Below are 16,199 nucleotides of genomic sequence, written 5' to 3'. Positions count from 1 at the left end.
TCAAAGAATATTAGTATGTTGGATGATTAAGGACAGCTTGCTGCGCCAATATCAACCCATACCGCCGCAACACCCGGTACATCACCTTTAGTCCAGTAACTCGCCTTCCACACACGACCGTTATAGCGAGTAGTTTGACCGCCGTTATACACCACACCCGCATCCCAACCGAGATCAACTTGGCTGAGTAGCTGCCATTGGTCTGCGGTGCGAGATGGCGTATTACCCTGCGTCCAATACTTTGCTTTCCATACCAACTGACTATGGCTCACAGTATTGCCAGTGTTATACACCACACTGGTTTGCCAAGCAGGATAGTTACCAGCATTGGGATCGGTTGCATCGCAACCACCGCCTACCACTTTTGGCGTCACAGTCAGATTCGTCGATGCACTTGCATCTAAGGCACCATCGGAAACCAGCACGCTCAAACCATAGAGGGTCGCTTCGGTAACATTGGGGCCAGTAACTACTAACGTGGCACTATTTTGCCCGGTTGCCGACACGCCTGCGGGCACAGTCCAAGCGTAGGTTAAGGCATCACCGTCTGCATCGGAGGCACTCGCTACTATACTGACGGTTTTACCCGCTTCAACTGTCGCAGTCGGAGCCAGAGTCACTACAGGTGCTTGATTAGGCGTATCAGCCTTGTTCGTCACCAGCACAGTATCGCTGGCAAATAGCCCTTCAGGATCGGTGACTTTAAGGCTAAAACCATAGGCGACATCGGTTTGGGTTGCTCCCAGTTGAATAGTCGCACTCGCCATATCCGCATTTGCGATGGCAATTGTTGGGCCAGACACTTGCGTCCAGAGATAGCTTAAGGCAGCGTTTTCAGGATCGCGCGAACCGCTACCATTGAGCGTCACATCGGCGGGACCTGTGACATTCACATCCGCGCCCGCATTGGCAATGGGCGCTTTATTCACTGGCGGAGTGGTGCCTTCACCATGGCCTAAACCTTCGTGCATGGCATTCAGAATGTCACCATTATCGGCATCAAGTTCCCACGCAAAAAGCCCACCAAGTTGATTAGAAAGCACATATTGCCCCTTGGCTTTAACTGAACGAGCATCATCGAAAGTGATTAAATCGCCAGTAGATGCCTTGAACAAAGATGGCGCCTCAGCTGTTTCGTCGTAACTGTAAGTCCAACCGCTTCCCATGTAGTCGTTCGCTATCTGACGATAATCCACCACACCAGCTTCCCAAGTACCTTTCACTTTGCCCGTTGCCGTCCCCGTGAAAGGATTATTACCACTGTAGCCATTGACACCTGTCCAGCCGCGGCCATACATAGCGGCACCGACCACAATTTTCCCTGGGGTCACACCTTGGCCTAACAGCGCATTAACGCCATTAGCTGTGGTGTAACGGGTATTGGGATCCCAACTCGCTTCATACAGATTGGTTTGATGGCCGAGTTCAGTATTAGTCCAACCACCATTAAAGTCGTAACTCATCAAGAAGATGTAATCCATGTACTGCTGAGCAGCCTGATAATCGACTTTTTGAATTTTATCGTCACCAGCGCTAATGGCTGAGGTCAGCTCATAGGTACGACCCGTTTCGGCGCTTAGTTCATCAAGCATCGCCCGCAGTTCACGCATCAGAGTCACATAGGTTTCACCGTCATTGGCATTACCTAAATTTGGGTTAGCGCCATTCCCCCCTGGAAATTCCCAGTCGATATCCACGCCATCGAAGAATTTCCATGTCTGTAGAAACTCTTTCACCGAAGCGACAAAGATATCGCGCTTGGCTTTATCACCGAAGAAAAAGAAGGGATCCGAGAGGGTCCAACCACCGACCGAAGGTAAAATCTTCAAATCTGGATGTGCTTGCTTAAGTGCCATCAATTGACCGAAGTTACCTTTGTAAGGATCTGAATGCTCACTCACTCCCGCCTGCGGTATTTGAATCGCCGCCCAAGGATCGTGAATCGCAACTTTAAAATCATCACGACCACTACAAGCACGTTGCAACGCTTCGAAACTGCCTTCGATTTCTTTCAAGCTATCATTGATGCCATCACCACCACAAATTGGGGTAAAGCCATATAAAATATGGGTTAAGTTTTGCGCAGGTATCTTATCGACCGGAAATTTACGGCCGTATACGCCCCATTCGACAAAGTAACCTCCCACCACTTTGCCTGATTTATTAGCATAGGGACGGTTGTTTTCTTTTAGGGGAGCATTGAGTGGCACTAAATGGCTGCCGTCAGTATCAGCCACGAGGATTTGTTTAGCATCACTCGCCGTACAACCATCGCTGTTACACAGTTGTACTTGCATCTGATAACGGCCGCCCTTGTTCACCTTAAAGTTAGCGATTCCCGACGCGCCAGATGGGCCTTCCCAAACCACATTGCCGTTGAGCAACACTTGGGCTTTATTGCCCACATCGCCACTCCAAAGGTTCCAACTGACGGAGACATCGGCGGCATCTTTCACCGTAACTAATTGATTGTAAGCGGTAGCCGCTTGATTCACTTCAATAATAGCGAACTTAGTTTCGCCCCAACCTAAAGTCGGTTTACCGGGCGCCGCTGCAAAAACGCTGGCACTGATGGTAGATGCCAGCGCTGATGCCACTAGCAAGGCTGATGTTGAAATTTGAGTCTTGAACATGAGATATCCCTATTGAATTTTTATATGAATCAATAAGGCAAACAAAGCGTAGACAGGAAACAGCACTCTCTTAAAACCATGCAAAACGACTGACAACTGCACGAAGAAAAACCTGTGGTATCCCCGCTATCATAGGTACAGACGAACCCTTAGACCGGAGGCTTTGCGTCCCAGTTTTTCAACTGGTTTGCCTTTTACACACAATGACAACGTTGTCATTGCAAATATCAGCATAAGCGTAAGCGCAATAAAATTGCAACAAAATATTATCAACTGTGTTATTGGCTAAAATCGTAAATAGAACTAGGCATCTGATAAGAAAGGAATTATGCAAATTAAACTATCGCTAATATTTACTTTGGATAATGAGGATTATCTGAATACTTTAAGAATAAAAAAAACAGGACTCGATATGCCAAAGGCATCATAAGTCCTGCTTTATATTTCACAATTTACGTCGCTTATGCAGCTAAACCTCAATCACTAAACATTCATGGAGCAAACCATTGTCGAGCAACATGATGATCCTTATGCGCGGGGCATTTATTATTCTTATGCGCGGGGGTAGTCCCTTGCGAGCATCACAGATAAACCGCGGCAAACCAAGGTTTCCATATCATCGACACGATTGATTTTCATCTCAGCTAAGGGCGCGCTCAATGCCATTTGCTTTAAGCTTTCGAGACAGCCTTTGTAGTAAGGAGCGCTATTCATCATACCGCCAGCAAGCCAAATTCGATTGGGATTAAATAAATTAACCGCCCATGCTAATCCCATGCCGAGATAACTGCCCGCGCGATATAAATCATCCTGAGTGGAGATTTTGCGGCTGCGCACTGAATCGCCACTGGCCAGTTGCTCTAAACTAAACTCACCAGATTCTGTCATCACGCGACAAGGCCCCAACTCCCCCGCCACGCCCGTCGCTCCCGTAAAGACTTGTCCATTAAAAGCAATAGACATACCGATCCCAGTGCCGCACATGACCAATAACTCACAGGCATATTTGGCATCACAAGTCGCTTGCATACCCGCATCGATATCGTTGCAGATAAACTTAAGCTCACCCTGGGTTTTGACTGTATCGAAGCTCAATCCATTGAGTCCAGGTAAAGATTTACAAGAAACCAAACGATTATTTTGTACCAGTCCAGGTACGGCAATCGCTAGTTGGTAATGCTGTAAATCATAATCACGTTCAAACGCCGCAATTTGATTATTTAACTCTTCAATTTTAAAACCTTCACCTGTGGGGATTTTATATTGTTCTGTATGTCCCGCGAGCTGAAGTTCGAACAGGGCTTTGGTACCGCCCACATCTATTGTTAGTATTTGCATCGCTTACTCCACTGATACATGTGCCCCACTCTGACCCCGAGTAGAGATGGCAAATGTTAGCATAGGGTCCAAATGTTAGCGATTGAATAAAACTTAAGTTGCTAATTTGTAAGGAACAAGTCCTAATTAAAACATGACCAACCTTTTATTTAATTCACTTTCCATGCTCAAAATCACATAAATAAATTAACAACAAACCCCATAACCTCAAGCGTCTTACCTGCACAAATTCACGATTGTATACAAAATCCTTTATTCGCTACCCTTGCATCTAGCGCTAGACTTGCGATAATCCGAGCCAGTTAAAACTCAAATCAACATATACCCAAGCTACCTGAAGATACGAGTTTCAGAGCGCCTAGGGTGCTTCAATTCAAGGCGTATCAATGACAGAATGTCGGCTATCTTTTGAATTGATGCAACACGGAAGTGAAGTGCCCTAGACGCTCCGTCCCGGCGGTTTTTAACGCACTTTATACTGCGTTGGTTATTTTTAACTTAGCCCACTAGGTCTGCAAATAACCGCCTTGCCTAAAGTGCGTTAAATTACCGCTGAATCCTGCATCTTCAGGTTGTTTGGGTATAAACCTACTCATCCTTAGTCGATCTTTGCCTACCGACTCGCATAGCATGCCAGTCTCAATTGGAGCCCTTATGTCACAATCAATCGCTAACCGTCTCGGTGCTATTCGTAACGAATTAACATCTGCTAATCTCGATGCTTTTATTATTCCCCGTGCCGACGAATATCTGGGCGAATATGTGCCAGCACATAACGAACGTTTGTACTGGGCAACCAACTTTACCGGTTCAGCGGGTATGGCTATTGTATTGAAAGATAAAGCCGCAATATTTACTGATGGCCGCTATACGGTTCAAGTTCGTTTGCAAGTCGATGCCACACTTTTCAGTTATGAAAGCCTAACTGATACACCACAAATTGAGTGGTTATGTGACACGTTACCAGCGGGGTCTCGCGTTGGCTTCGATGCGCGCTTACACACCTTAGCTTGGTATGAAAATGCCAAAGCAACCTTAAATAAATCCCAAATCGAATTAGTTGCAGTTGAACAAAACCCCATCGATTTGCATTGGCAGAATCGGCCAGCACCGTCGAACGCTCCTATCACTTTGTTTAGCAACGAGAGTGCTGGTAAAACCAGCCTGCAAAAACGCATTGAAATTGGTGCATTAGTAAAAAAAGCCGGTGGTGATGTCGCCTTAATCGCCGCCTTAGATTCTTTCTGCTGGCTACTCAACATTCGCGGCAATGATGTACCGCGCCTGCCCGTTGTACTCGGCAGTGCCCTGCTCCACGCCAATGGCGATATGCAGCTTTTCACCGATTTAAGCAAACTCCCAGAGGGCATTGAGGAGCATGTTGGTGCTGGCGTCAGCTTTAAAAGCGAGGCATCTCTTGCCGATACACTCGCCAGCATGCAGGACGTAAAACTACTTGCCGATCCGAATTCTGCAAACGCTTGGGCACAAAACATTGCCCGTGAGGCAGGAGCAAAATTGATAGCTGGAATCGATCCTGTCGCTTTACCTAAAGCGCAGAAAAACGCCGCAGAACTGGCCGGCATGCGTGCCTGCCATATCCGCGATGGCGTCGCCGTGAGTCGATTCCTTGCATGGCTCGATGCCGAAGTGGCAGCCAATCGTATGCACGATGAAGGCACCCTTGCGGATAAATTGGAAAGCTTTCGCCTAGAAGATGAGCGTTACCGCGAGCCAAGTTTCGACACGATTTCAGCTGCCGGTCCTAATGCAGCTATGTGCCATTACAATCACAACAATGGCACACCAGCCATGATGACAATGGACAGCATCTACTTAGTGGATTCTGGCGCTCAGTATATTGATGGCACCACAGATGTGACCCGTACCATTGCGATAGGTGAAGTGACCGATGAGCATAAAAAAATGGTTACGCTGGTGCTAAAAGGTCATATTGCCCTCGACCAAGCACGATTCCCGAAAGGCACCTCAGGCCAGCAGCTCGACGCTTTCGCCCGCCAATATTTATGGCAATATGGTTTTGATTACGATCACGGTACAGGCCATGGTGTGGGTCATTTTTTAAGTGTGCACGAAGGTCCACAGCGCATAGGTAAAAATGTCAACGGTATCGCATTGATGCCCGGCATGGTGCTTTCCAACGAGCCGGGTTACTACCGCGCTGAGAGTTTTGGCATTCGCTTAGAAAACCTCGTCGTAGTGCAACACTGTGAAGCACTTAAAGGGGCTGAGCGTGAGATGTATGAGTTCGATGCGTTGACTATGATCCCTATGGATGCGCGCCTTATTGATAAGAGCCTGTTAACGCAAGGGGAAATAGATTGGTTTAATGCTTATCATCAGCAAGTATTCAATACACTTTCTCCGTTGATGTCAGGGGATGAATTGGCTTGGTTAACTCAAGTGACTAAAGCAATTTAGCACTCCGCTGATAAGTAGCAATTTAAGTCGTTATTTTAGTCACTTACGCGCTATAAAATAGAACGCCCAAGGCAATTAGCATTGGGCGTTTTTTTAGCGCTATCAGTGTGTTTTAAAACCCACGTCTTATTTCAAAACCATGATTTCAAAACACGACTTAAAAACATGAGTCGCTAAACCATAGTAGGTTGTGCCATCGGCTGATAAGCATCATCCAGCGATGCTTTAGACAACACTTCAAAGTCCTGATGAATTGCCATAAAACAATCGACTAATTCAGGGTCGAAATGCTGACCTTTGCCTTCAATAATTAAGTCAATAGCCTCTTGATGGCTAAAGGGCCGCTTATAACATCGGGGAGAAGTCAGCGCATCATAAACATCAACTAGGGCCACTATCCTTGCCGAAAGCGGAATATCTTCACCTTTCAAACCAAGGGGATAACCACTACCATCCCACTTTTCATGGTGACCCGAAGCAATATCGCGGCCCATCTGAATAAAAGTACATTGGGGCGCATATTCCAACAAACTGCGTAGCACTTGTCCCCCGATCACGGGATGAGCTTTAATTTGCTCAAACTCCTGCGGCGTTAATTTACCCGGTTTAAGCAAAATCGCATCGGCAATACCGACTTTACCTATATCGTGCAAAATGGCCGACAAACTAATGTCTTGAATATAATCTTCGTTCAATTCTGCAGGAGGATTGGCGGCCAGTAGTCGCTGCGACGCGAGCATTTTCGAATACTGCCGCATACGTAGCAAATGCGCGCCCGTTTCGTTATCTCTGTATTCGGCGAGTTTAGCTAAGCCTAATACGGTAGCTTGGCGTGATGCTAAGGTTGAATCGAGTGCGTCAGCCAACTTACCTAATAAATAAGTGATGGTTAACGTCAACATGGCATTGGTCACGATAAAATTGACCACGACAACGGCCCAAATACCGACACTATAACCTTGGGTTTCAGGCCAATTGAGCCAATTAAAATGATAGGCAAAACCAATCAATACCAAACTTAGCCCATTCAAACACTGGGCATATAAGCTGGCTCGATTGCCTAAAAAAATACCGACTAACGGCGGGAAAATAAATAACCAGAAAAAACCAGCTCCCGAAGGGCCAATCGCAATTAAAAAACCGATGCCGATAGCAAAACCCAGCAAGCAGCCACAGCCAAAACGCGTACTATCAGCAAGCTTAGGAAAATACAGTAAAAGCAGTAAAAACAGATAAGCCAGCGTATCAAATACCACCATAAACCAGAGATCGGCGATGACGCATAAATACACACTAGTGATATATACAGGCACGCAGAGAATCGCTAGAAAGCCAAATAAACGTTCAAAGATCAAACGTCGCCAATGTGGCAGTGCCGCCGCTGTTCCCAAGGACGCTGTGGCTAATTTAGTTACACCACGCCTAAGTGATATCGCCATGGGAAGTTCCTCTTATGTAGCATTCCCGCTGTGAGCTAATGAACTAGAAGAGCAAAATCAAGATACACCGCTGAAGCAAGGAAAAATAAGCCATCTTTTGTTGCCCATTAAAGAATAGACTAAGGCCAATAAAGCGCTCCATGAATACTGCGATATCAAGCCGAATCAACGACATTAGTCCAATATCATCGAACATAATTTATATTTAAGATGAATGACAAATACCCACTCAAGACATAAAAGAATAACCCTATACAAAATACTAGAATTAACGATTTAACAGGATAAACGCTCGTTTAACATCATATTCTCACTACTTAAAAACTTTATATATTGCAATAGCTTATAAATACGACGAACGATTGATTTTCACCAGTCAACCATGAGAAACCGCTCTCCTATACCCACACAAAAATGATACTCTTATCACATAACAAGCTTACTCCGATGAGAGTCAGCACAATAAAATTCGCGCCTAACACCGCGCCCTGAACCCTAATGAACCACATCGGCCCTGAATGGACACACTAAATGAGCCAGAGTAACGCCTCAGCGAATAAAATAGTTAATACGCAGAGATCAGATCAAGAAATCCGCTTAACACCACAAGATGAACTCATTTCCACCACTGATACTCGCGGTATCATCACTTACGTCAATGCCCGCTTTGCCGAAGTATCAGGCTATAGCGATCAAGAATTAATTGGCAGTGCCCATAATATGGTGCGCCATCCGGATATGCCGAGCGCCGCCTTTAAAGAAATGTGGGAAAAACTTAAGTCAGGCCAATCTTGGCGCGGCATAGTCAAGAACCGCTGTAAGAATGGTGGCTTCTATTGGGTTGATGCCTTTGTTTCGCCCTTGTTTGAAAACGGCACTATTATCGGTTACCAATCGGTGCGCATTCAGCCTCAAGCCGCCTACGTCACGAAAGCTAATGAGATTTACCAAAGACTCAAATTAGACAAATCCATTCCTAAACCCTTAAGTTTAATGCAAAAACGTATCGTATCTGCGGTTGTAGCCTCCACAGGTTTACTGATCGCTGGCTACTTTTGGGGCTGGGGCGTAATTATCGCAGGGGCGATTCTGATGAGTTTAAACCTCGCCATTTTCTACGATGAGGCCTTTCGTATTCCCGCTAAACTGATTGAAATGCAAAACAAATATGACTCTATCAGTCGTTACATTTACTCGGGTGCAGATACCTCTTCTATCCTCGATTTCCAGCTCATCATGCTACAGGCCAAAATGAATGGCGTACTTGGGCGCACCCAAGATCAAGCCAATCAATTACATGCAATTGCCGATCAATTAGTGGTCGCGACCGAGCAAACCTATGTCAGCCTAGATCAAGAAAAAAGTCAGCTAGAACAGCTCTCTGGCGCGATGGAAGAAATGAGTTCAACCATCACAGAAGTGGCGCAGAATACACATCTCACCTCCACCAGCATCAATACCGCCTATGATCTCTGCCTTAAAAGCAGTGCCAACATGAAGGCCAACACTCAAAAAATGGAGCAACTGGCAAAGTCTGTTGCCGATGCCACCAACAATGCCCATCAATTAAATAAAGAAGCCGAGCTAGTCGCTAATGCGATGGGCGAAATTGACTCTATTGCCGAGCAAACTAATCTCCTCGCCCTCAATGCCGCGATTGAAGCTGCCCGTGCGGGTGAACAAGGTCGTGGGTTTGCCGTGGTCGCCGATGAGGTTCGCGCCCTATCGAGCCGAACCCAGCTATCGACCAACAGTATTTCTAAGAGTGTCGATAAGATGTTCACTATGCTCAACGCATGGGCCAAAGAAATGGAACAAAGCCGTCAACATGCGGAGCGTTGTGCCAGCGATATTCAACTGTCCGCCGACAATGTAAACACCATTTACCAAGAAGTGAGTGATATCCACACCTTTGCCCAACAAAATGCAGTGGCAGCCGATCAACAGCGTCAAGTGGTCAATGAGATCGCCAGTAATATTCACTCCATCACCCATGCCAGCGCCGAGAACTTAGCCGCAACCCATTTGATTGGTGATGCAGCCCATCTTCTTAAACACAATGCCGAAAAAGCCCTCGGCCTGAGGCGCACCTTCGGTTAAACATAAGTACAAGATCCAAAATACCGCAGCCTAGGTTGCGGTATTTTCTAATGTAGCGAGCTTTAATCCGTATTGTTGAGTCCATATTTTACTCAACCCTTGTATAGATCAATAAGACCTAGCCCACCTGAACCAGTGCCAAGCCTTTTATCCCCTCCTGATGAAATGATGCAGATAAAATGCCAAAACACTAAAAAGTACAGGTTTTAACCGAAATTTTTGCTATACTCCGCGCCCGCCATTTTTCTTATAAAATCTGTGTGGAAGAATGAGCCAGCCGGTACACCTCTCTCCTTTAGACGAGTGATAAAGAGGCTAGTGGCGCTTGAATGTTTGAATAAGTGAACGATAGGAATCCAAAATGAGATTTGAATCTTTTAGTTTTTCCCCCGAGATTTTGCGCGCTATCTCAGATTGCGGTTATCAACAAATGACGCCTATTCAGCAGCAAGCGATACCTGCTATCCGCCGCGGCCAAGATGTCTTAGCCAGTGCCCAAACCGGTACGGGTAAAACCGCCGCTTTCGCGCTGCCGATCCTGCAAAAGATGGTTGAAAAGCCAAGCGAAACGCTAAAGTCGAATGCCCGCGTATTGATCCTTACGCCGACCCGTGAGCTTGCAGCTCAAGTGGCTGACAACGTTACGGCTTACTGCAAATACTTAAACTTCAGTGTCTTAACCATTTACGGCGGCGTAAAGATTGAGACTCAAGCGCAAAAGCTGAAACGCGGCGCCGATGTGATTGTTGCCACCCCAGGTCGCTTACTTGAGCACCTTACCGCCTGTAACTTAAGCCTGTCGAACGTCGACTTTTTAGTGCTAGACGAAGCCGATCGCATGCTCGACATGGGCTTTAGCGCCGATATCCAAAAGATCCTTCAAGCGGTAAATAAGAAGCGTCAAAACTTGTTATTCTCGGCCACTTTCTCAAGTGCGGTGAAAAAACTCGCCAACGACATGATGGTTAAACCGCAAGTGATCAGCGTTGATAAACAAAACACTACAGCCGACACCGTTAGCCAAGTAGTTTATCCGGTTGAACAACGCCGTAAACGCGAACTGCTTTCTGAGCTTATCGGCAAGAAAAACTGGCAACAGGTATTGGTATTTACTGCGACCCGTGAAGCCGCCGATACGCTAGTCAAAGAATTAAACTTAGATGGTATCCCATCTGAAGTGGTCCACGGTGAAAAAGGCCAAGGCAGTCGTCGCCGCGCACTGCGTGAGTTTGTGGCGGGTGATGTACGGGTGCTAGTTGCCACCGAAGTCGCCGCCCGTGGTCTGGATATTCCAAGCCTTGAATACGTAGTCAACTATGACTTACCTTTCCTCGCCGAAGACTATGTACACCGTATCGGTCGTACAGGCCGTGCAGGTAAAACTGGCGTAGCCATTTCATTTGTGAGCCGCGAAGAAGAGCGCACCTTAGCCGATATCGAAAAATTGATTGGTCAACAGATTCGCCGCGTCACTGTGCCAGGTTATGAAGTTGGCAGCCGCGAATTGCTATTAAAGCAATTGCAAACCCGCCGCAGTTTTGCCAAAAAGCAACAAAGAACCGACAACGTCGGCGCTCAAGTTGCTGCTGAGAAAAACATGCAGGGCCGCCGCGTAAAAATGAAAGTTGGTCAAGCACCGAGCAAGGCCAAAAAACTTAAGTAATTATCCGTTGATTGATATTATCAGTGTTTGTCAATATTGATAAAACAGCGATTTTAAAGCGTCCATAACCGGACGCTTTTTTATACTCACTCAATAATAACCTTGGTAACCTTTATCTCACCGTATTATGTTACCCAATAACGCTTGAAGCCTTGTTTCATTTATACTATTTTCGCCTCGCCACCTCGCGAGAGGAAGCATAATATCCGATCGAGTACTTCCAGGGTATTTCACACTACAGATATCGGTAAAATGGGTGAATCCATCATATAAAGGTTTTACATACGGATTTGGCATAATCCCCAATTCAGCCAATACTATTAATTGTCCGCGAAAACTATATTTCTCATAGTTAGGAATAATTTTAGCTTTCTTGATGCGCTGTTCTAATTTTCCGGGTGTTTCATCTTGAGGAGCTTGACGGATCATATCGATTAACGATGTCAATATACTGATATCCTCTGGTGTAGGAGTACAAGGGGAAATGGCAGTAAACTCATCTAATTCAACAAGATTACCACACCACCTTTCGTTCCATACACTCCCGGCATAGCAACTGAATATTTTATGTCCTTTTTCTATCCAAACATTTCTTCTTATAGAGCAAACGGGGCAAATATCCCCTTCGCTGACCATTTTATGTTCGGGAACCGCTTGAGCGAACAAATAACTTAATATGGGTTGTCTTCCTCTTGGAAAACTTGAAAAGCCACATATATATGCCGAAATCAAATTCTCAATCGATAAGTGAGGATGCTCAAGCAACGTTTTATAAGCGTTAATGCATTCATCATGACTATATTTTATTATCTGATTGACAGGAAAACCACTTTGTTCAAGTGTTAGTATTTCTGCATTAGATAAACCGTCATAAGAATAGTGTGTAGTCCCAGACTCACAATCAAACTGGTCCCCATTATCTATTCTTTGCATATATCCATTTTCGTCTTTGATATAAGACTTTTTAAAATAGATTTTCTTTAATATTTTAAATAATCCCTTATCCATTTACAGCTCCCGTGATTGAATATTGAAGTACAATACAATTTATCGATGACCACGTTAAACGCCACCATAGCGCTCCAAATACTTCACTATTTTTTGACTCGTGGCGGTATAACTACCTATATGAAACTCGCCATGCCAATGGGCCAGTTCAACAGGAAGGTGACCTAAGTTATTGGCATGATGGACATCGGCCCCAGCTTCAACCAGTAACATGAGAATATCGAGTAATTGAAGTTGGCAGCAATGCAATAAAGCCGTCATATTTTGTGAGTCGACATATTCGACATCAACACCCTGTTTGATCAACTGTTTTACGGTAATGATATCGTGTTTTACCACTGCATCAATTAAGGCTTGCCCCATCAGCTTGTCGTTCACTCGTTTTAACCACTCCAACACTACGCTGTAATCGCGATAAAATCCAAATGGTTACCGTTATAAATACCTCACCAACCAACCCCATCGGTATCACATTGGTGCAATCATCTGCATTGGCTTGTAAGAATGTTCGGCAATTGCCGCTCTTTTAATGCTCATACCCGTTTAGTGCTAACTCGAACCACTCTTAAGCAAGTTAGACATAACAAATATAGATTTACGCAATATCTCTTTGTCTAAAACGAGGGAAATATTAACAACAACGGCTTAAAAAACGAAGAAAACAAAACCAAATTAAGGACTTTATATGCAAACCGCTTCGATGTTACACAGGTTTTACTTCACAACCATCTTACTACTAACAAGTCTAACGGCTATTGCGCAACCCATTGCTAAGGATGAATTTTCCATCAGTCCGCTACTTAATGGTCAGCAAATCCCTAAGGTAAACTTGCAAGATATCAATGACAAAACGGTCGATTTAGCAGAATTAACCCAGAAAAAGCCAACCATTTTCTTCTTTTACCGTGGTGGCTGGTGCCCATTTTGTAATAATCAAATGGGGCAACTAAAAGCCATTGAACCTGAGTTATTAAAAATGGGCTTTCAGTTAGTGGGGATTTCACCCGATACGCCAGCTCAACTTAAGGCTTCGGCGGCAAAAAATGAGCTTAAGTATCTGCTGCTTTCCGATGAAAAAATGCTGGCATCCCAAGCCTTTGGTTTAGCTTTTTACACTAGCGAAAAAGTGACTGAAACCTATACCGCACGCCTTAAGCTCGAGAATCCTTTATGGATCACCCCTGAAGGTGCCAAACGTTTAGTCTTACCTGTACCCGCCATTTATATCAGCGACGACAAGGGATTGATTCATTTTCAATATATCAACCCAAACTACAAAGTAAGGCCCGCGCCAAAGCTGATTTTAACCGCCGCGAGTTTGGTGGGATCGCAAGAATAAATATCGGTTTAACGACCGCTTTGCTAAACTAGCTCCGCCGCAATCAATATCGTCCAAGTTCAAATAGATAACATCACTTCAGCCCGCGGCGGAGTCATAATGAATTCTCAAACCTATAACCAAGCTGTGCTCGAACTCGCCCTTGCGGGTCTTGCCGATTTAACCGCTTCAGCACAGACCAAGAAAGCCCAGCGCACCTCTGCGCAGGAAAGTCATTTTTTGTGTAATTGGATGGTCGAGTCCTTAAAGGAAAAACGCTTTTCTAAACTGGTAGCCGACGATCTCACGGCTTGGATACGTTTAGCTCGCAGCCAAGGTGCGGGCGCCGAACTCAAGCGTTTACTAGAAAGGATAGTGTATCAATATCAATCAGTTGAGACATCTGAGCCCGCTTTAGGCACGGCATTAAATGCCATGATAGAAACCTTAAAACAAGCCGATTGGTTAGTCTTTACTGACACTGAAATCAGTGCCAAGCTGAAACTCGATGGTGATGGTCAATCTAGCTTAGTGATTGATGCCAAAGAATTTAATCAACATATTAAAGACAATCAGCTGATCAAGCCAATCAACTTATATGTCCGCGCCGATGAACAGACACTAACGCGTATCGCCCTGTCCCATGGGTTATTGCTCAGCCAAGGTAACAAGAAAACCAGTTTGATTAAGCACCATAAAACCTATCAAATTTTCCCTAATAATCAGCAACCAGCTTTGTGTCAGCTATTGGCTTAAGGTGTAATAGCGAAAAGCAGAAAATAGCTTGAATATGACGGATGTGACTGATTGTGATCCAATAAACAATTCATTCACACAGTTTAGATAGAATGACCATCGGATAGGCCTTGGCTAAAGCAGAGATAACAAGGATAAAAGCAATATGGTTAAGCGATGTTTGCAGTATAAACACTTAGTTCGATTTGCCTTGTTCACCCTTTGCTTGACTCAACAGCACGCCTTTGCGGAACAGCTCAAATACAATATCACTGGCTCCTATTCTTGGTATCCGTATTTTATCGGTGATCAAGCCGAGGCGCCGGGGATGATCACTGAGCTTATTCCGATGATTTTATCTATGGCTGAAATCAAAGGTGAAATCCTCGCCCTGCCGCCAAAGCGCACCAATAATGCGCTAGAAACCGGTCAACTCGACTTTGATATCGTCAGCCCTAGTTGGTTTGAAAAGCAGGATTTAGGGCCGCTGTTTGTCAAATCGGCCCCCATAATGCAAATCACTGAATATGTGGTCACATTGCCAGAGAATGTCAGTAAATATAAAGATATCAGCCAGATAAAAGGCCAAGAAATAGGTACCGTGCGCGGTTATTTATATCACGACGATAAAGATTTTATCCGTGCAGACTTTACCTCAGAGCAGGAGCTGATCAAAGCCTTAGATAAACACAGAGTCAATGCTGTTATTGCTGGTAATTACCCAGCCTTGTATTGGTCGACTCAGTTGCAGATCCCTGTCGCACTGGCGGCAGTGCATTCTGATGGTGACTTAGTGTTTAGGTTACGAAAAGAACATGCCGATTTGCTGCCTGCCATTAATCAAGCCATAGCGACACTGAAGGCCAATGGTAAAATTGACGAAATCATCAAAAAGTACACTCAAACGCTGGCAAGCTAATTTCACGCTAGCTATATGAGATATTTGCGATAAAAAAGCGCCCGAAGGCGCTTAATCAATATCAATAAGGTAGCAGAATCTCAGTTTGACCATTCACAAGGATCATAATTAGCGAGGACGGCCGCATAGCTGTGACTCAATCCCAGAGTCGAGTAGTAATAACCTTTCCCCTGATTGTCCACTGCATAATGGATATCCTCGGCCCCAAGCTGTTGCGGCAATTGCTCACGCACATTGGCTAATGTAGGCTCATCATAAAGATAGGGGGCAAACGTCAGTACACTCTCCAGATAGACCTCAGTATGGCGGCAACTATTGCGACGGATCTGGGCAATAATCGCCTCAAACGCTTCACCCCGCTCCAATGCTAACCATTGCTCAGCGTAACGTTCAACTATGCTTCTGTCGGAATAGAAGAAATACCGCTTATCCGACAAACGCATCTGCACATCCTTGTAAGCCTCATTGAGGATCAGGCGAATATAACTGTTAACCGTTTGCTCACTATCCCACTCGAGCCCTGCCACGGCGGCGATTTGCTCCGCCGTGACTAAGCGTCCGTGTTGGCTAAATACCCTGATATAACCGACAAGTTCAATCATAG

12 protein-coding genes and 1 riboswitch are annotated in these 16,199 nt (G+C 45.2%); of the genes, 6 read left to right on the top strand and 6 right to left on the bottom strand.

The window, feature by feature from the left end:
- Positions 1-26: 26 nt before the first annotated feature.
- Complete coding sequence (locus L5M71_RS21320; RefSeq protein ID WP_263209668.1) at positions 27-2,633, bottom strand: glycosyl hydrolase family 18 protein; 2,607 nt, start codon at positions 2,631-2,633, stop codon at positions 27-29.
- A gap of 113 nt (positions 2,634-2,746) precedes the next feature.
- Positions 2,747-2,835: riboswitch (cyclic di-GMP riboswitch) on the bottom strand.
- A gap of 350 nt (positions 2,836-3,185) precedes the next feature.
- Complete coding sequence (locus tag L5M71_RS21315) at positions 3,186-3,971, bottom strand: ROK family protein (protein WP_028761333.1); 786 nt, start codon at positions 3,969-3,971, stop codon at positions 3,186-3,188.
- A 654-nt stretch (positions 3,972-4,625) separates the two neighbouring features.
- Here L5M71_RS21315 and L5M71_RS21310 point away from each other — a divergent pair.
- Positions 4,626-6,413: an aminopeptidase P family protein gene (locus L5M71_RS21310; protein ID WP_263209666.1), complete on the top strand. Its 1,788-nt coding sequence runs from the start codon at positions 4,626-4,628 to the stop codon at positions 6,411-6,413.
- A gap of 173 nt (positions 6,414-6,586) precedes the next feature.
- Here L5M71_RS21310 and L5M71_RS21305 read toward each other — a convergent pair whose 3' ends face one another.
- Positions 6,587-7,852, bottom strand: a complete 1,266-nt coding sequence (locus tag L5M71_RS21305) for an HD-GYP domain-containing protein (protein ID WP_263209664.1) — start codon at positions 7,850-7,852, stop codon at positions 6,587-6,589.
- Positions 7,853-8,383: 531 nt separating this feature from the next.
- On the opposite strand from L5M71_RS21305, the gene L5M71_RS21300 reads away from it, so the two are divergent.
- A complete protein-coding gene (locus L5M71_RS21300) occupies positions 8,384-9,952 on the top strand; it encodes a methyl-accepting chemotaxis protein (RefSeq protein ID WP_263209662.1) in 1,569 nt (522 codons plus the stop codon).
- Between the two features lie 361 nt (positions 9,953-10,313).
- Positions 10,314-11,615 (top strand): DEAD/DEAH box helicase, encoded by a 1,302-nt coding sequence (locus tag L5M71_RS21295; protein WP_028761337.1) that lies wholly within the window; start codon positions 10,314-10,316, stop codon positions 11,613-11,615.
- Positions 11,616-11,732: 117 nt separating this feature from the next.
- Here L5M71_RS21295 and L5M71_RS21290 read toward each other — a convergent pair whose 3' ends face one another.
- Together L5M71_RS21290 and L5M71_RS21285 are read right to left on the bottom strand one after the other, a co-directional pair.
- Entirely contained in the window at positions 11,733-12,623 is an 891-nt protein-coding gene (locus L5M71_RS21290; RefSeq protein WP_263209660.1) for a hypothetical protein, read from the bottom strand.
- 54 nt (positions 12,624-12,677) lie between these two features.
- Positions 12,678-13,001, bottom strand: coding sequence for an ankyrin repeat domain-containing protein (locus tag L5M71_RS21285; RefSeq protein WP_263173210.1), 324 nt, complete (start codon positions 12,999-13,001; stop codon positions 12,678-12,680).
- A 307-nt stretch (positions 13,002-13,308) separates the two neighbouring features.
- Here L5M71_RS21285 and L5M71_RS21280 point away from each other — a divergent pair, with 307 nt between their 5' ends.
- The 3 genes from L5M71_RS21280 to L5M71_RS21270 all read left to right on the top strand — a co-directional run bounded on the left by L5M71_RS21280 (position 13,309) and on the right by L5M71_RS21270 (position 15,595).
- Positions 13,309-13,962, top strand: coding sequence for a peroxiredoxin-like family protein (locus L5M71_RS21280; RefSeq protein WP_105251829.1), 654 nt, complete (start codon positions 13,309-13,311; stop codon positions 13,960-13,962).
- Between the two features lie 99 nt (positions 13,963-14,061).
- The gene (locus L5M71_RS21275) at positions 14,062-14,697 is read left to right on the top strand and encodes a DUF2913 family protein (RefSeq protein WP_168822978.1); all 636 of its coding nucleotides are present in this window, start codon (positions 14,062-14,064) and stop codon (positions 14,695-14,697) included.
- 145 nt (positions 14,698-14,842) lie between these two features.
- A complete protein-coding gene (locus tag L5M71_RS21270; protein WP_263209656.1) occupies positions 14,843-15,595 on the top strand; it encodes a substrate-binding periplasmic protein in 753 nt (250 codons plus the stop codon).
- 80 nt (positions 15,596-15,675) lie between these two features.
- Here L5M71_RS21270 and L5M71_RS21265 read toward each other — a convergent pair whose 3' ends face one another.
- Positions 15,676-16,197, bottom strand: coding sequence for a hypothetical protein (locus tag L5M71_RS21265; RefSeq protein ID WP_028761343.1), 522 nt, complete (start codon positions 16,195-16,197; stop codon positions 15,676-15,678).
- Positions 16,198-16,199: the final 2 nt, after the last annotated feature.

Source organism: Shewanella sp. SW1 (assembly GCF_025653545.1).
Lineage (GTDB): Bacteria > Pseudomonadota > Gammaproteobacteria > Enterobacterales > Shewanellaceae > Shewanella > Shewanella oncorhynchi.
The sequence above is the reverse complement of the archived record's forward strand: the minus strand, read 5'-3'. Positions and strand labels throughout refer to the sequence as shown.